The organism is Rhodomicrobium udaipurense JA643 (assembly GCF_000636015.1).
Classification (GTDB): domain Bacteria; phylum Pseudomonadota; class Alphaproteobacteria; order Rhizobiales; family Rhodomicrobiaceae; genus Rhodomicrobium; species Rhodomicrobium udaipurense.
Genome location: NZ_JFZJ01000069.1, coordinates 1 through 17400, shown reverse-complemented (window position 1 = coordinate 17400; position 17400 = coordinate 1). Strand labels below are relative to the sequence as shown.

Annotated in this window: 14 protein-coding genes and 1 pseudogene; 7 read left to right on the top strand and 8 right to left on the bottom strand. The window is 64.1% G+C overall.

Going from position 1 to position 17400, the window contains the following annotated elements; genetic code table 11:
- Positions 1-155, bottom strand: a pseudogene (locus T281_RS19390) (uracil-DNA glycosylase); the annotation flags it as partial.
- Between the two features lie 65 nt (positions 156-220).
- Entirely contained in the window at positions 221-853 is a 633-nt protein-coding gene (locus T281_RS10930; protein ID WP_013419814.1) for a LabA-like NYN domain-containing protein, read from the bottom strand.
- A gap of 84 nt (positions 854-937) precedes the next feature.
- Between T281_RS10930 and folK the strand changes: the two genes are divergently transcribed.
- The 4 genes from folK (at position 938) to T281_RS10905 (ending at position 8113) form a co-directional block, all read left to right on the top strand.
- Positions 938-1588, top strand: a complete 651-nt coding sequence (gene folK, locus T281_RS10925; protein ID WP_155955212.1) for a 2-amino-4-hydroxy-6-hydroxymethyldihydropteridine diphosphokinase — start codon at positions 938-940, stop codon at positions 1586-1588.
- Between the two features lie 149 nt (positions 1589-1737).
- On the top strand, positions 1738-2967 hold the full coding sequence (locus T281_RS10920; protein ID WP_081796732.1) for an efflux RND transporter periplasmic adaptor subunit: 1230 nt from the start codon (positions 1738-1740) through the stop codon (positions 2965-2967).
- Entirely contained in the window at positions 2964-6110 is a 3147-nt protein-coding gene (locus tag T281_RS10915; RefSeq protein WP_037238460.1) for an efflux RND transporter permease subunit, read from the top strand. The genes T281_RS10920 and T281_RS10915 overlap by 4 nt, the downstream gene beginning before the upstream one ends.
- 584 nt (positions 6111-6694) lie before the next feature.
- Positions 6695-8113, top strand: a complete 1419-nt coding sequence (locus T281_RS10905) for a mannose-1-phosphate guanylyltransferase/mannose-6-phosphate isomerase (protein ID WP_199502508.1) — start codon at positions 6695-6697, stop codon at positions 8111-8113.
- 25 nt (positions 8114-8138) lie between these two features.
- Here T281_RS10905 and T281_RS10900 read toward each other — a convergent pair whose 3' ends face one another.
- Entirely contained in the window at positions 8139-8666 is a 528-nt protein-coding gene (locus tag T281_RS10900) for an isochorismatase family protein (protein ID WP_037238451.1), read from the bottom strand.
- A 120-nt stretch (positions 8667-8786) separates the two neighbouring features.
- Between T281_RS10900 and T281_RS10895 the strand changes: the two genes are divergently transcribed.
- The 3 genes from T281_RS10895 (at position 8787) to T281_RS10885 (ending at position 11113) form a co-directional block, all read left to right on the top strand.
- Positions 8787-8960: a CsbD family protein gene (locus T281_RS10895; protein ID WP_037238448.1), complete on the top strand. Its 174-nt coding sequence runs from the start codon at positions 8787-8789 to the stop codon at positions 8958-8960.
- Positions 8961-9085: 125 nt separating this feature from the next.
- Positions 9086-10021 (top strand): LysR family transcriptional regulator, encoded by a 936-nt coding sequence (locus T281_RS10890; protein ID WP_052037385.1) that lies wholly within the window; start codon positions 9086-9088, stop codon positions 10019-10021.
- 105 nt (positions 10022-10126) lie between these two features.
- Entirely contained in the window at positions 10127-11113 is a 987-nt protein-coding gene (locus T281_RS10885) for a zinc ABC transporter substrate-binding protein (protein WP_052037384.1), read from the top strand.
- 80 nt (positions 11114-11193) lie between these two features.
- On the opposite strand, the gene mutL is transcribed toward T281_RS10885, so the two are convergent.
- The 5 genes from mutL to T281_RS10860 form a co-directional block, all read right to left on the bottom strand.
- Positions 11194-13011: a DNA mismatch repair endonuclease MutL gene (gene mutL, locus T281_RS10880; RefSeq protein WP_037238446.1), complete on the bottom strand. Its 1818-nt coding sequence runs from the start codon at positions 13009-13011 to the stop codon at positions 11194-11196.
- Positions 13012-13037: 26 nt separating this feature from the next.
- Positions 13038-14381 (bottom strand): glucose-6-phosphate isomerase, encoded by a 1344-nt coding sequence (locus T281_RS10875; protein ID WP_037238444.1) that lies wholly within the window; start codon positions 14379-14381, stop codon positions 13038-13040.
- A 218-nt stretch (positions 14382-14599) separates the two neighbouring features.
- Complete coding sequence (locus T281_RS10870; RefSeq protein WP_199502509.1) at positions 14600-15151, bottom strand: DUF4142 domain-containing protein; 552 nt, start codon at positions 15149-15151, stop codon at positions 14600-14602.
- An 82-nt stretch (positions 15152-15233) separates the two neighbouring features.
- Positions 15234-16436, bottom strand: coding sequence for a YcjF family protein (locus T281_RS10865; RefSeq protein WP_052037383.1), 1203 nt, complete (start codon positions 16434-16436; stop codon positions 15234-15236).
- Positions 16433-17400: YcjX family protein (locus T281_RS10860; RefSeq protein ID WP_037238438.1), on the bottom strand; the 968-nt coding region annotated here is incomplete at its 5' end. The genes T281_RS10860 and T281_RS10865, both read right to left, overlap by 4 nt.

Sequence of the window (17400 nt, the reverse complement as noted above, 5' to 3'; positions counted from 1 at the left end):
CCGGGCGCGAGACCCACGATCAGGAGTGAAGCATCGGGGAAGCCGAAGGACGGAACCGGCGCGTTGAACCAATCGGGGTGATCGGCTCGGTTATCGCGGCGGAAGTCTGCGAGCCTCGGGCAAAAGAGGCAATCGGGCTGCGGTTCGCTCGCCATCTGTAGCGCGGCGCAAGCGGGGCTGAGGGGCAGGGCGACTTGAGTCACGCCCCTGCTGCCTGTCGCTAGTCCGCATCCACCGGAGTATCGCGCAGCGTCGCCGCGTTCATGCGCTCATGATGCCTTTGCTCATGGATGTGCGCCTGATATTCGCGGCCGTTTTCGCCCCGCTGGGTGCGACAGATGTCCTTCTGAAGGTCCGCGAGATCGATGAACTGGTCCGCCTGCCGACGAAGCTCGTCCGCAACCATGGGCGGCTGTGTCGTCAGCGTCGAGACGACGCTCACGCGCTTGCCCTTGTGCTGGAGCGCTTCCACGAGCGTGCGAAAATCTCCGTCGCCCGAGAAAAGAATGATGTGGTCGAGGTGCTCGGACAGTTCCATGGCGTCGACAGCGAGTTCGATGTCCATGTTGCCCTTGATCTTCCGGCGCCCGGAGGCATCGGTGAATTCTTTCGTGGGCTTCGTAACCATCGAGTAGCCGTTATAGTCGAGCCAATCGATCAAAGGACGAATGGAAGAATATTCCTGTTCCTCTGCCAGAGCGGTGTAATACAGCGCTCGCAGCAACACGCCTTTGTTGCGGAAAAGATTTAAAAGTCGTTTATAATCTATATCGAAGCCCAAAGCCTTAGCCGTGGCATAAAGGTTCGCCCCGTCTATGAAGAGAGCAATTCGCTCAGTCGTGTAGAAATTCATCCGGTTACCTTGGCTGCGAATGTCTTGTTGCATTCTAAGTAGTTTCTAAGGGCTACCATTCCCCAACAGGCGAAAGAAACATTGATGGCTCGATATATGAGTGCAAATCAAGGCATTTTGTTTCAGACCGGCATTTTCATTGCACTCGGGTCCAACCTGCCTGGGCCTTGGGGATCGCCCGAGGAGACTCTCCAGAGGGCGGTCCGGGAACTGGCTTCACGCGGCGTCGAAATCGAAAAAACGTCGAGACTCTATCGGACGAAGGCGCATAGCGAGGTCGAACAGCCCGACTTTGTAAATGCCGTCGCATCCGTCAACTCGTCAATGCCTGCAGACGCACTGTTACGAGTTTTGAAGCGGATTGAGGCGCAAGCGGGGCGATTTCTCACCGTCAAGCATCATCACGCCGATCACCGATGGGCTCCGCGCCCGCTCGATCTCGACATCGTAAGCTATAAGAGCCTCGTTCGCAACTGGCTGATGAGCCGTCCCGCACTGAATGCGACGCTCACCCTTCCCCATCCGCGCGCTCATGAACGAGCGTTCGTCCTCCGCCCTCTCATGGACGTCGCGCCGCGCTGGCATCACCCCGTGCTCGGACTTACGCCGGCGGCGTTGCTCGCGCGCCCGTCCGTGCGCGACACGGGGGCGATCCTTGACGTCGACGGGCTTCTCGTGGAGATGAATAGTCGTCGCTACTCCAAGGACATAACATCGCCTCGAACTGAAGCTTAAAAAGGCTCCGATTTTCTGCTTTATCGGCAAATGGCGTGCGCTCTACGTCCGCATCATTTGCTCGCAGCGGATGAAAACAGGCGACGAACGGCGATGCCGCGGCTCGCTGACCTGCCGTTCCGAGCCGTGCAACGATCATTGGAAAAGAAATGTCTTCCGCCATGGCGCTCGATTTTTTCGGACGCAGCTCCCTCGCGAGGCTGCTCACTGTCACTTTTCTCGCGCTGGCCGGTGTTGGCGGTGCTTCTGCCGATGACGACCCTCGCAAGGCCAAGCCTCCGGTGGTGACAGTCGCCGACGCGCGGACAATATCTTTTGTGGATAACTTGCTGGTGACGGGTTCGCTCGTCGCTCGCGAGGAGGTGCTTGTCGGCCCGGAGATCGATGGACTGCGACTCACGGAGCTTCTCGCCGAGGAAGGCGACACCATCGCCGAGGGGCAGGTTCTCGCCCGCCTGTCGCGCGACATACTGGAAGCGCAGATCGCGCAGAACGCCGCGTCGCTCGCAAAGACGCAGGCGGCCATCGAGCAAGTGAAAAATCAGATCGTCGAAAGCGAAGCCACGCTGAGGCAGGCCGAGGACTCGTTCAACCGTGTCAAACCGCTGCGCGAATCGGGCACCGTCAGTCAAGCCGCCTTCGACGAACGCGACGCGGCCTTCCGCACAGCACGGGCGCGGCTCGCGGCCCAGCGCGAAGGGTTGAAACTCGCCGATGCCGAGCAGCTTCTCATCCGGGCGCAGCGCCGCGAGCTCGACGTGAAGCTCGCGCGGACGGATATCCGCTCGCCCGCCGCCGGTATCGTAAGCCGCCGCACCGCCCGCGTTGGCTCCGTGTCGTCGGCGGCAGGCGACCCGCTGTTCCGTGTCATCAAGGGCGGCGAGGTGGAACTCGACGCGGAGGTGCCGGAATTTCATATGGCGAAGCTGAGGGCTGGCCAGCGCGCGCGGATCGAGATCGAGGGGCTCGGCGCGCGTGAGGGGCAGTTGCGGCTCGTCTCGCAGGAGGTGAGCCCGACAACCCGGCTCGGCCGCGTTCGCATCTCGCTCGGCAATACGCCAGACCTGCGCATCGGCACCTTTGCGCAGGCGCTCATCAGCGCGGGCAAGCGCGACGCGGTCGGCGTCCCGGCAACGGCGGTGCTTTACAAGAACGACAGCGCGACGTTGCTCGTCGTCGTTGACAGCAAGGTGCGCGAACGTGCTGTGAAGCCCGGCCTCCTTTCGGGCGACAGCATCGAAATTCGGGAAGGGCTTGCCGAGGGAGAGGTGGTCGTCATGCGCGCGGCTTCGCTGCTGCGCGACGGCGACGAGATCACGCCCCACTTCGCCGAAACGCAAACCGCCGCCACCGCGCCGTCGTCGGGGATCGCGAAATGAGCACGAACGTCTCCGCCTGGGCGATCCGCAAGCCCATCCCGTCGCTCGTGCTGTTCCTCGTGCTGATGACGCTCGGGCTTATCTCGTTCTTCAGCCTCGGCGTTACGCGCTTTCCGAACATCGACATTCCCATCGTCACCGTCACCATCACGCAATCGGGTGCGGCGCCGGTCGAGCTTGAATCGCAGGTGACGAAGCGCGTCGAGGACACCGTCGCCAGCGTCACGGGCGTCAAGCACGTCACGTCCTCGATTACGGACGGTTCCTCCGTCACGACCATCGAATTTCAGCTCGGCACCGATACCGACCGCGCCGTCAACGACGTGAAGGACGCCGTGTCGAAGGTGCGCCAGGAGTTGCCGCGCACCATTAACGAACCGATCACCCAGCGGCTCGACATCGAGGGCCTGCCCATCGTCACCTATGCCGCGTCGGCGCCGTCGATGACGCTCGAAGAACTGTCGTGGTTCATCGACGACACGGCCGCGCGGAAGCTGCAAGGCGTGCGCGGCGTTGCGCAGGTGTCACGCGTCGGCGGCGTGAAGCGCGAAATCCGCGTGTCGCTCGACCCGGACCGGCTCATCGCGCTCGGTATCTCGGCGGGCGAGGTTAACGCGCAACTCCACGCGACGAATACCGATCTCGCGGGTGGGCGCGGCTGGCTCGGCGGCGCGGAGCAATCCATCCGCGCGCTGGCGAGTGCAACGACGGTCGAGCGCCTCGCCGCGACCTCCGTCACGCTGCCTGGCGGCCGCAAGGTGCGGCTCGACCAACTGGGCACCGTGAGCGACGCCACCGAGGAGCGCCGCACATTCGCGACGCTGAACGGGCGCGATGTCGTCGCCTTCACCGTCGTGCGCGCGAAGGGCGAAAGCGATATCGTGGTCGCGGAGCGCGTCTCCGCCGCGCTTGCCACACTCGCCGCCGCGCACCCGGACGTGGCGTTCGAAAAGATCGACTCGACGGTCGATTTCACGCTCGGCAATTACGAATCCGCGATGCATACGCTGCTCGAAGGCGCGGCGCTCGCGGTGCTGGTCGTCTTCCTTTTCCTGCGCGACCTGCGCGCCACACTCATCGCCGCGATCGCGCTGCCGCTCTCGGTCTTTCCCACGTTCTGGGCGATGGAGATGCTTGGCTTCTCGCTCAACATGGTGTCGCTGCTCGCGATCACGCTCGTGACCGGCATCCTCGTCGACGACGCCATCGTCGAGATCGAGAACATCGTGCGGCACATCCGCATGGGAAAATCGCCCTATCGCGCCGCGTTGGAAGCGGCCGACGAGATCGGCCTCGCGGTGATCGCGATCACGCTCACCATCGTCGCCGTGTTCGCGCCGGTGAGTTTCATGGGCGGCATCGCGGGCCAGTATTTCCGCCAGTTCGGGCTGACCGTCGCCGCCGCCGTTCTGTTTTCGCTGTTCGTCGCGCGGCTTCTCACGCCAATGATCGCGGCCTACTTCCTTCGCCCGAAGGTGCATGAAGACCCGCGCGACGGCTTCATCATGCGCACCTACACGCGCGTGATCGGCTGGACCGTCCGCCACTATTACCGCACGCTGATGCTGGGTTTCGTGGTGTTCGCCGCCTCCATCGCGAGCGTGTCGCTGTTGCCGTCGGGCTTCCTTCCGGCCGAAGACACAAATCGCTCGATCTTCGCGATCGAACTGCCGCCCGGCTCTCGCCTCGGCGATACGGAGATCATCACGAGCCGGGCTGAAGCCATCATAAAGCGCAGACCCGAAGTGGTATCCGTGTTCATCGACGGCGGCCGCATTCTCGGCGCGACCGGCGGCTCGGCCGAGGTGCGCAAGGCGACGCTCACGGTGCAATACACGCCCCGCGCCGAGCGCGCCATTACCCAGCGCGAACTTGAGCAGATCATCAGCGCCGAGTTGAAGGAAATCCCCGACGTCCGCTCCTGGATGATGGCCGAAAACGGGCAGCGCGGCTTCACCATCGAAGTGACCGGCACCGACAACGACAAGGTGAGCGAGACCGCCGCAAAGCTCACGAGCGAGATGCGCTCCGTGCCGTGGCTCGCGAATGCGGTGAACGGCGCAGCACTCGACCGGCCGGAAATCCTCATCATTCCCCGCGCCGTGATCGCCGCCGAACTCGGCGTTTCGACGGAGGCGATGTCCGAGGTCGTCCGCATCGCCACGCTCGGCGACGTGGATCAGAACCTCGCCAAGTTCAACGCGCCGAACCGGCAAGTTCCTATCCGCGTGCAGCTCGACGAGCAGGCGCGCACGAAGCTTCAGCTCCTGCAAAACCTGAAGGTGAAGACGGCGCGCGGCGACACCGTTCCGCTCATTACCGTGGCCGAGGTGAAGCTCGGCAAGGGGCCGTCGTCCATCGAGCGGTATGACCGGCTGCGCCGCGTCGCCATCGGCGCGGACCTCGTGGGCACCGACGCACTAGGTGACGCACTCGCCGCCGTGTACCAGCTTCCCGCCGCGAAGGCCCTTCCGCCGGGCGTGATCTTGCGCGAATCCGGGGACGTCGAAGTGATGACGGAGACGTTTGCGAGCTTCGGCTACGCCATGGGCGCGGGCGTGATGATGGTGTTCAGCGTGCTTGTGATCCTGTTCGGCAGCTTCCTTCAGCCGGTCGCGATTCTGCTTTCGCTGCCGCTCTGCATCGGCGGCGCGATTTTCGCGCTGCTGCTGACGGATCGGCCGATCAGTCTGCCGGTGTTCATCGGCTTCCTCATGCTGATGGGCATCGTGACGAAGAACGCGATCATGCTTGTCGATTTCGCCATCGTGGAATTGCGGCGCGGCGTGCCTCGCGGCGTCGCAATCATCGACGCCGGGCGAAAGCGCGCGCGGCCCATCGTGATGACGACCATCGCGATGGCGGGCGGTATGTTCCCGAGCGCGCTGGCGTTCGGCGCGGGGGGCGAGTTCCGTTCGCCGATGGCGATTGCGGTGATCGGCGGCCTGCTCGTCTCGACGCTGCTGTCGCTCCTGTTCGTGCCCGCGTTCTTCATGGTGATGGACGACGCGAGCCGACTGTTCCTGCGGCTGTTCGGATGGCTCGCCGGCCCGCGTGACGAGGCCGCCGACGAGGAGCCGCAACGGCAGCCCGCCGCCGCGCCAATGCTGCCATCGGTCAAACCGCTCGTCCCGACCGAATGAGCGCTGACGCAGAACATGCATCGCGCGCACCAAGCATCACCGCGACGGTTTCGCAAACAGCCCAGTCACCTTATCGCAAAACCGGCGCCCGCTTTTTCGGGCAATCGCAAACCGATACAATTATTCACTGTTTCGACGCGATTGGGTGACGATTTGTCCTTTTCCTGTCACGAAAACTGGGCACGGTTTTTGCGCCGAGGGAGATTTTAAGGAAAAGACAGATCATGAAGACGCTTACTTATGCCGCTTTCGGCTTTGCGCTTTTTGGCGCCGCCGCCGCCCTTTCCACCGCTGCGGACGCCGCCCAAGCTCCGAAGATGCCTGCCGCCGCGTACGAAAACACCATGGTGCAAACCGTCCAGCACGGTCGCTGCCGCGCCTTGATTCGCAAATGTCGCGCCCGCTGGGGCTTCGGCCCGCGTTTTCGTCGCTGCATGGCCACTCACGGCTGCTGATTTCCCAACGGAAGGAAGGCACCCTTGCCTTCCTTCTTCGCAACCGATTGTCCCCGCGTCATATTTAGGACATGACCTTCGCCTCGAAGTCGCAAAGAGAAGAGACTTACTTTTTGCATGGGGCTTTGGATGATCATTCCAGTCATTCTCGCGGGCGGGTCGGGTTCGAGGCTTTGGCCGCTTTCGCGCTCGAAGCATCCGAAGCAATTTCACGCTCTCGTCAGCGCCGAACCGCTGCTGGTTGACGCGGCCCGCCGTGTGCCTGCCTCCGGCGCGTTCATGCCGCCTTTCGTCATCACCAACGAAGAGAACCGCTTCGGCGTAGTGGCCGCCTTTCGGAACGCGAAGCTGGAGTGTCAGGGCATCGTGCTCGAACCGGAAGGCCGCTCAACCGCGCCAGCGGCTGCCGTCGCAGCGCATCTCGCGCTGGAACGGGCAGGCCCCGACGCGCTGATTCTCATCATGCCGTCGGACCATCATATCGAGAATCCGGGCGCGTTTTTCGCCGCCGTGGAAGCTGGTCGCGCTGCGGCGCAGTCTGGCCTTCTCGTCACCTTCGGCATCAAACCGACGAAGCCTGAAACCGGCTACGGCTATGTGAAGACCGCCGGTCCGGCGGATCAAGCCAGAGCGGTGCTGAAAGTCGATCGTTTCGTCGAAAAGCCCGACCGCGCGACCGCCGAGCGTTTCTGCGCGGAAGACCTCTATTTCTGGAACTCGGGCATCTTTCTGTTCGGCGCGCGGGCCTATCTTGACGAACTGGCGCGCTTCGAACCCGCCATGGTCGCGGCGACCCTCGACGCCGTGCAGAACGCGACGGCCGATCCGATGAATTTCATCCGCCTCGCCGACAGTTTCCGCGAATGCCCCGCCGATTCCATCGACTACGCCGTCATGGAGAAGACCGAGAAAGCGGCGCTCGTGCCCCTCGACGCCGGGTGGAGCGACGTCGGCACCTGGGATGCGCTTTACGATGCGGCGGAGAAGGACGAGCGCGAAAACGCGACGCGCGGCGACGTGCTCTTGCACAACGCGAGCCGCTGCTATGTGCGCGCGGAAAGCGGCCTTGTCGCCGTCTCGGGCGTGGAAGATATCGTCGTCATATCCACGAAGGATGCGACGCTCGTGACAAGGCGCACCGAGAGCGGCACCGTGAAAGAGGTTGTGCAGCAGCTAGCCGCCACGCGCCGGAACGAGGCCGAGCAGCACACCACGGTGCATCGCCCGTGGGGCAGCTACGAGACGCTGCACCTTTCCGACCGCTATCAGGTGAAACAGATCGTCGTCGAGCCGGGCGCGGCGCTTTCGCTCCAGCGGCATCACCACCGCGCCGAACACTGGATCGTCGTCAAGGGCACCGCGCGCGTCACCATCGACGGCGAAATCAAGCTTCTCTCGGAAAACCAGTCGATCTATGTGCCGCTCGGCTCGACCCACCGGCTGGAAAATCCGGGGCTCATTCCGCTGACGCTGATCGAGGTGCAGTCCGGCCCTTATCTCGGCGAGGATGACATCGTGCGGCTGGAGGATGTCTACGCCCGCGTTTGAGGCGTAAACCGCATTCGCGAGCCCGTCACTTGATCAACGCGGCCGCCTCGCGAAAGCGGGGGTGCTCTGCCGTTTGCAGCCATTCGAACACGACCATCTCGACCGTGACGATCTCCGCGCCGTGTCGCTCCATGCGACGGACAGCGGTTTCCTTGCTCTCTGCGCGCCGCGAGCCTATCGCATCGCGAACCACGAAGACGCGCTGGCCCGCGTCGAGAAGGCTCAGCACGGTTTGTAGAACGCAGATGTGCGCTTCACAGCCAGCCACCACGATATCTTTCCCTTTGCCCAGGAGGTCGAGAAATCCGGGAGTGCCGCAAGCGTCGAACGTCATTTTCTGGAACGCATCCATCGGGGCAAGGTCTTCCACCGTGGTGCCGAGGCCCTTTGCATATTGCTCGGTGAAGATGGTCGGCACGCCGAGCAAGGCTGCCACCGCCCGCAACTTCTTCGCGTGGCCGACGACGGTGGCGGCGTCCTCAATCACCGCCATCAGGCGCGGCTGAAAATCGATGGCGAGGAGCAGGCTGTTTTCCGGGGCAAGTGTGGGCATGGGACGATTCCGATTTGCTCGACGGGGATCCCGAGTTTCGCGCCGCCCATCGCGTTCGTCCATTGAACTCTTTGCCGGCCGGAGGGTTCTCCTTCCAGAAGTTAGTCAAAGGAGTGCAAAATGGATAAGGACCGCGTAGAGGGCAGTGCCAAGCAGGTTGGTGGATCCATCAAGGAAACCATCGGCAAAGTCACCGGAGACACGAAGACGGAAGCGGAAGGTAAGGCTGACAAGACCGAAGGTAAGGTTCAAAATACTTTCGGTGGCGTGAAAGACAGCCTCCGCGGTAAATAAGACTGCTCGCAATACTTGCAAAACCCTCGCTCACAAGCGAGGGTTTTAGCTTCGTGTGCAAATCTCTTGGGGTATTAAATTTTCTTTTGTGGCCTATAAGGCGTGGTTTGGGTTAATCCCTTCGTATGAATATTTCACTCAGACTTTTGCGGTATGTCACCGCCGCCGCCGACAGCGGGAACGTCACCGAAGCCGCACGCAAGCTTCAGGTGTCCCAGCCGTCCGTTTCCGCCGCAATCGCGGAGCTGGAGCAGATGCTCGGCATCGCCATCTTCGTGCGCCATCACGCTAAAGGCGTCACGCTGACCCCGGCGGGCCAGAAGCTCATCGTGGAAGCTCGCCTGCTCCTCAAGCACGCCGACGAATTTTCGAAATCGGCGGAATCGCTCGGCGATACCGAACGAGGCGAAGTCACGGTCGGCTGCTTCCCGACGCTGGCCGCGTGCTACATGCCCGCGATCATGACCGACTTTTCAAAGCGCTATCCGCTCATCCAGCTTCGGCTTGCCGAGGGCGATCAGGAGCGGCTGCTCGCGGATGTCGTTAACGGGCGCGTCGAACTTGGCTTCACTTTCAATTACGCCGTGCCATCGACCCTCGAAACGACTGTTTTGATGAAGTTGCCATTCGTCGTCTGCCTGCCACCCGATCATCGGCTTGCGAAAGCGCCGGATGTCAGCCTGCACGACCTGAAGGACGATCCGATGATCTTCTTCGGCGATCAGCTCATCGCCGGTTACATCATGCGAGTATTCGACGCTGCGGGCGTGTCGCCGATCGTGCGCCAGCGCATTGCGACGTTCGAGGTTATGCGTGGCCTTGTCGCGCGCGGGCATGGATATTCGGTTCACGTCGCGACGCCATCGTCCAGCACCGCATACGATGGCGGCAAGGTCGTCGTGAAACCCATCCGCGACACTGTGCCGAAAGCGGAAATTGCCTGCGTAGCGCTCGGCGCGCAGTCGATGCGCCCCGCCGTGCGGCTCTTCGCGGAATACCTCGCGGCATCACTCAGTCAGCCGGCGGACGAACACCGGGCAATGGCCGAGGCGGCCGAATAGTTGGCGGGAGATAGGGCCTTCCCAGAGGCCCTATCTTTCTCCGGCGCATTCGATCATGATGTAACGATATACCATCACACCTTATATCCGTTTGCGGACGAAATCATGATCAATTCCTTGCCGGGCCGCCGCGCGTTGGCGCGCAGTTCCTTGAACGGCACCCGGCATTGGAGGCGATACGTCCCGTTCGCTGCGAAGCTGGCTACCGCCGCCCTGCTTTTCGCTGCGCTCGCGGTGGCGACGCCATCGCTCGCCGCGCCGAGCGTCGTGGCCACCATCAAACCCGTGCATTCGCTCGTCGCCGCCGTCATGGCGGGTGTGGCCGAGCCTAAATTGCTCCTCGACGGAGCGGCCTCGCCCCATTCCTACGCTCTGAAGCCATCAGACGCGCGAGCGCTTGAGGGCGCCGATCTCGTCATCCGCGTTTCGCCACACCTTGAGGTTTTCCTGGACAAGGCGCTGGCGTCGCTGCCCGAGAAGGCGCGGGTCGTCGATCTCGACCGGGCTGCCGGGCTGAGCCTGCTCGCGGTGAGAGTTTCGCACGGCACGTCATCGACTGCGCCGCCAACGCTCGACGAGGCGGACGTCCATTTCTGGCTCGATCCGGTGAATGCCGCCGCGCTGGTGCGCGAAATTGCGCGGCAACTCTCGAACGCCGATCCGGAAAACGCTGCGCGCTACGATGCAAACGCCACCGCGCTTGAGGCGAGGCTGTCGGCGCTCGATGCCGAAATGCGGATGACGTTAGCCGGGCTATCGGCGCGGCCGTTCGTCGTCTTTCACGACGTGACGCAATATCTCGAACATCGCTACGGCCTGAACAGCCTTGGCACGGTCACGCCAAGCCCCGAGCGCGCGCCCGGCGCGGGCAGCGTCGCCGCTCTGCGCGATGCAATTCGCGAAAAGGGCGCGGTCTGCATTTTCGCTGAGCCGCAGTTTTCGCCGAGACTGATCGACATGCTGGTGGAAGGCACCCACGCGCGGCGCGGGGTTCTCGATGAAATCGGCGTGCGGATCGAAGCAGGGCCGGAGCAATATTTCCGCATGATGCGCGCGAACGCCGAGAGCATCGCCGACTGCCTGAGGCCGTAACGGCGTGTCGTGAGCGCTATCACAAGCGCGCTGCCGGTTTGCATCTCGCAAAACCGGTGTCCACTTTCGCGGATCATGCTCTAACGCCGCTCGAACAGCCGTTCCAGATCGCCACGCGAAAGCTCGACATAGGTCGGCCGCCCGTGGTTGCACTGCGCGGCGTTCGGCGTGGTTTCCATCTCGCGAAGGAGCGCGTTCATCTCGTCGAGCCGCATCGGACGCCCCGCGCGGACGCTTCCGTGACACGCCATCGTCGCGCAGATCGCATGAAGCCGCGCCTCGACGGTGTTCGCGCTGTCCTTGAGTTCGTGCGCGAGGTCACGGACGAGGGTTTGCAGATCGCATTGACCGAGCAGCGCGGGCACTTCGCGCACGATGATCGCGCCGGGGCCGAAACTTTCGAGCGCGAGGCCGCTGCCCGCGACCGTCTCCGCATGCTCGGCGACGAGCGCGGCGTCGTCTTCCGCCATCTCCACGATCTCGGGAATGAGCAGCAACTGCCGCGCGATGCGCCCGCCCGCGAGCGCCGCCTTGAGCTTCTCATAAACGATGCGCTCATGCGCTGCGTGCTGGTCGATGAGGATCACGCCGTCCGGCGTTTCGGAGAGGATGTAGGTGTTGTGAACCTGCGCGCGCGCCATGCCGAGGCGCTCGTAATTCGTATCCTCGGAATCGCGGGCTTCGTCCGTCGCTCCATTCGCGGATGACTGGCTCGCCTCTCCCGTGTCGAACGCAAGCGCCGTTTCCGCGAACCCGCCGCGAGGCTCCGCCATCGGTTGCGGGTATGTCGAGCGGTACGAACTTTGTGGCCAGGCTCGCAGCGGCGCGCGATATTGCATCGGTTCCGGCGCGGCAGCGGAACCGGGCACCAGCACGCCGGTCGGACGCGCCGCCATCGCGCCCGCGCGCCGCAGGGCTTCGTGCAGCGCAGAGACGACGAGCGCGCGGACAAGGCTTGCCTCGCGGAATCGCACCTCGGCCTTCGCCGGATGCACGTTCACATCGACATCCTCGACGCGCACGGTGAGGAAGAGCACCGCCAGCGGAAAGCGCCCGCGCGGCACGACGTCCTGATAAGCGCCGCGAATGGCTGAAAACAGCAGCCGGTCCTTCACCGGCCGACCGTTCACGAACACATATTGCAGCGACGCGTCCGGCCGGTTGAGCGTCGGCCGCCCGGCGTAGCCCGTCAGCGCAAGGCCATCGCGTTCGAGGTGAACCGGCTCCGCGTCTTCGCCGAACTCGCGGCCCATGATGCGGGCGAGGCGTGCGCGCACGGCGTTTTCATCGCCATCGGCGGCGCGAGCGAGTTGGAGCGACGCGCGCTCGCCGACCGTCAGCGCAAAGCCGACATGCGGGCAGGCCAGCGCGAGCCGCTTCACCACGTCCGAGATGGCGGCGTTCTCGGCGCGCTCCGATTTCATGAATTTGAGGCGCGCGGGCGTGGCGGCGAACAGGTCGCGAACCTCGACGCATGTGCCGGGGCGCGCGGCGGCGGGGCGCACTGGCGATGTTTCACCGCCGCGCACCTCGATTTCATGGCCGCGTGTGAGCGCGCGCGGGCGCGTCACGATGGAGAGCGTACCGACCGAGCCGAGCGACGGCAGCGCCTCGCCGCGAAAGCCGAGCGTGCGGATCGCCATGAGATCGCCGCTCGGCAGCTTCGATGTGGCGTGGCGGCGGACGCACAGCGCGAGGTCCGCTTCGTCCATTCCGATGCCATCGTCGGAGACGCGAATCAGCGACAGCCCGCCGCTCTCGGCGATGACTTCGATGGCGGTCGCGCCCGCGTCGATGGCGTTCTCGACAAGCTCCTTCACCGCGCTGGCAGGCCGCTCAATCACCTCGCCAGCGGCGATGCGATTGATTTCGACCTGGCTCAGTTCGCGGATCGTCACCCTTCGTCCTCGTGCTTCGGCGTTCGTCAGGCGGCGAGATATTGCCGCGTGAGGATCTTCGCGAGTTCCACGGCAGGCTGATCGAACGGATCGACGCCGAGCAAGTCGCCCGCGAGGATCGTCTCGATGAAGAAGTGCATCATGAGCGCGCCAATCGCCCGCTCGTCGAGCCTCGGCACGTCGATGGTGCGCACGGGGCGGTTCGCCTTGGTGAGCGCGTCCACGATGGCCTTCTGCTGCGCCGCGACGAGATCGCCGATGCTCTTTCCCGCGAGATACGGCGCACCCGCCTCAGCGGCCAGTTCGGCGGGGATTGTAAGGCCGCGATCCGCGTCCTCCGCCTCGGCCACGCGCACGACCGTCATGAGGTGCGTCGCCGGGCCGTCCATGAAGAGCTGAAGCTGGCTATGCTGGTCCACCGGGCCGAGCGTGCCGATGGGCGTCGTGCCCTCGCCGTTCTTGCCGAGGCTTTCGGCCCAAAGCTGCACATACCACGCGCTGAAGCGTTCGAGCCGGTCCGAATACGGCATGAGCACGGAGTTCGTGACGCCGAGATCCTTCGCGAGACCGATGGACAGCGCCGCGCCGACAGCGGCGGGATGATCTTCCGGCATGGTGGCGGTGGAGAGCTGCTTCACCACGTCGAGGGCGCCCGCGCGGAACGCCGCTACGTCGAGGCCGCGCACGAGCGCCGGCAGGAGGCCGACGACCGAAAACACCGAATAGCGCCCGCCAATGTCGGTCGGGTGCGCAAGCAGCGGGATACCGCGCGCGGAGAACAACTCGCGCAGGCCGTTCGCGACGCCGGGCTTTGTGGGCTCCGTCACGCCGAGGAAGATTTGCGGGATGAGCGCGCCGTGGCCCTGATCCTCGATGAACTTGAACGCGGTCAGCACCTGCGACAGCGTTTCGCCCGTCGTGCCTGACTTCGAAATCGCGATGAAGCGCGTCTTCGGAATGTCGAGGCTTGCTAGGCCGCGCGTGAAGGAACGCGAGTCGAGGTTGTCGCAGAAGCGAAGCTCCGGCAACTTGGCCGCCGCATTGCCGTTGTCGCCCGGAATGCCCCAGCCTCCGACCTGCGCCAGCGCCTGCCCGCCAAGGCTCGAACCGCCCGTGCCGAGAATGACGATGGTTTCCGCACCGGCCGCGAGCTTGTCATAGGCCGCGCGGGTTTCCTCGATGTCGGCGGTGTCCTTCAGAATGCGGAAATGCGCGAAACTGTCGGTCTGCGCGGCTTCCTCAAGCGCCTTGAAGCGCGGCGTCAGCAGCGTCAGCCACTGCGTGAGCCGGTCCGGGCTCAGGCCAGCGTCTCCGATCTTCGTGGAGAGGCTGCCCTCAATCGATTGGCGATAGGATGGATGCGATGTCATGACGCGAATCCCTTTGTCAGTGCTACCCTCACGATGCCCGCCCCCCAAGGCAAGACATCCGGCTTCAGCTTTCAACAACTGATCGCACGCACGGCTTCCGGCGCATAGAAAAAGCCGCGAGGCGCGGCTTTTTCCTGTTCGTGGCGTGACCGCTTTCCCGCGTATTTGGTCCGCCTACGTTCGGGAGAACGTGGGCGGCTACGGGATGGAACCGACCACTAGCGGCGCGCAGACTCCTTGGGTTTGAGAGTGTCGGCCATTTCGAGATGCTGCTTGATGGTCGGCAGGAGATTGGTCGCGAACTGCTTTAACTGCTCGTTGCCGCCACGCTGGATATAATTTTCCAGTAGCTTCACGGTATCGGTGTGCGCCTTGCGCTGCTGCTGGATGAATTGGCGGTCGAAGTCGCGATCGGCCACCTTCAAATAGTCAAGCTCCTGCATGCGCCGCTCATCGATCGTGATCTGCGGCTCTTTTATATTTGCCTCCCTCAGCGTATCCTTGAGCTTGGCGTCGGCGGCACCATGGTCCTCGACCATTTTTTTCGCGAACTGCCTCACATCCTCGTTGTCCGTTTTCTGCAAGGCGATATAGGCCGCCTGAATCTCGAAAAGCCCGCCCGAACTAAGGTCGCGCACGAACGCTTGGTCAGGAGTCAATCTGGGCGTCGAAAGCTGCGCAAAGGAAGGCGCTGTGAAACCCGCGGCGACAAGAAAGGCCGCAGCGGCGATCAGGAAACGTCTCATGAAATCTCTCCTTGAGAGCCGCAAAGCGGCATTTTTGGAGAGTCAACAGGCGAGGTTCAGCCTCGTTCCCCTTCGGTTACGGCGGGCGAGCGCTTCATCGCGGCATTCAGGCTCGGCCTCGTTCTTTCCCTTCCGGTGTGATCTCGCCCGCGAAGCGGTGCCCGACCTTCAGAAACTCGGACACGAACTCACGGAAACGCGGCTGTTTGGCTTCGACATAGGGCAGCGGCCGCAGCACTTCCACCGCCGCGAGACCGATGCGCATGGTGAAGCCGCCGTTGATAAGCCCTTCGCCGAGACGCTTTGAAACGCGCGCGGTCAGGCCGTGGCCGAGCACCTGAGAGAGGATGTCGTCGGTGAACGCGATGCCGCCCGTAAGCGCGAGGTGCCCGGCGATGAGCCGCATCAGTTTCAGGATAGCGAAGATGCCGGGCCTGCCGCCGTAGATCGAGGCGAGGTTGCGGAGCATGCGGAAGTTTTCATAGGCGACGAAGCCGACCGAGATGATGGCGGCGGGCGAGAGCGTCGTCACTGTCAACACACGGCGGCCGGATGAGCCGATGGTGGCGCGCGCGAGCTTGTCGAGCGGCACGAGCAGCTCGCGCTCCGTCAAGCCCAGCACCTGCTTCGCGTCCATGATGTCGCGCTCGTGCTTCTTGAGCCGCGCGATACCATCGGCGAGTTCGCGCCGCTCGGCGAAGATGGCGCGGATTTCGCCCGCCGCCACGCGCGCCTGTTTCGTGTCCTCGACCATCAACGCGGAGTCGGCGCGTTTGCGCACGTTCGTCATGGCCGAAAGCCGTGCGAGGCCAGCGATTTCCCGCCCTAGGATCATCGCGAAGGAGAAGACGGCGACGGCAAGCAGGATCGTCGCGGCCCAACCGATCCAGTCGTGGCGGCCGAGGAGCGTCAGGAACGTGTCCTGCACCCAGATGAGCATCGCGAGGACGAAGAGGCCGCCGACCGCCGACAGGAAGAGGCCGCCCCATCTCCGCGTGCGCGAGATTGCTTTCTCTGGCGGTTCTGCCGTTGTCCCGGAAGGCTGGTCCGAAGGCGCGAGCGCAGGAGCCGCTGCATTCGGTTGAGGCGCGGCAGCGCGCGGTTTCGCGTTCGGCTGCGCGCCGGGTGATGCGGCGGCGCCCGGCTTGTCCGGGCCGGTTTCCGCAGGGCGCGATGCGGCGGCGGCGGGCGCTTTTTGCGCCTCCGGCTTGTGAGCGGGCGCCTCCTCTCTCAGCGGCACATCCGCCGAGAGCCGTGGGTCGTCGAGATTGAATGCCGCGGGTGCGCGGCCTTTCGGTTCGCCGGTCATGAGAGTTTGTCGCCGATGAGGAAGTTCAAGGCCCGGTCGAGCCGGATGTGAGAGAGCACCGGGCTTTCGCCGAAGCCGAGCGCGCGCTGGCGTTGCGGGCGGAAGCGGACGAAATGCGCCGCCGAGTGCCCCATTTTCAGCCATTCCGGCGACAGCGCGAGCGCGGGGTCTTCCGGCAAATCGCCGGGGAAGATCGCGAGCTGTTCCTTACCGTCGAAGGCGCGGCTACCGAGGCGCTCGCCCTTCAGCGGGACGCCGACGATGCACGGAAGGCGGTCGTTGCCCTGCCGCGCCTCCGCCTCGCCCGTTGCGCGGACGCTCGCGAGCGCGAACGCCTTCACCTCCGCGCCGGTGAAGTTTGCGCGCGCGATGCTCTTCTTGGCGATGAGGCCGAGGATCGCTTCAAGCCGGTCGTGGTTGGTGTGGTGGAGGTGATCCGCCTTCGTCGCAGCGAACACGATGCGGTCGATGCGCCGCCCGCTGAACATCGCATGCCACGGGTTCTGGCCGTGCCGGAAACAACCGAGAATGTCGCTCATCGCGCGTTCGAGGTCGGCGACGGCATCCGCGCCCGCATTCACCACGGTCAGCACGTCGGCCAGCACGATCTGGCGGTCGAGCCGCGCGAAGTGATCGCGGTAGAACGGCTGGATCACGTGCCGCTTATAGGAGTTGAAGCGCCGTGCCATCATCGCCCAAAGGCTGTTGTCCGGCGGCGCCGCGCCTTCCGGCGCTTCGAGCGGGAAGAAGGTGAAGGCGGGCGAGCCCGCGAGATCGCCCGGCATGAGGAAGCGGCCCGGCGTGAGGCTGGAGAAGGACAGCGCGTCGTCGCGGCACTTCCGCAAATATTGCGTGAAAATCTCCGCGCCCTGTTTTGCCGTCTGCTCGTTTTTCTTCTGACGTGCGGGCGTCTCCGCGAGGAACGCGAGCCACTCCTTCGCCGCCGGTTCGCGGCTCGGCTCCC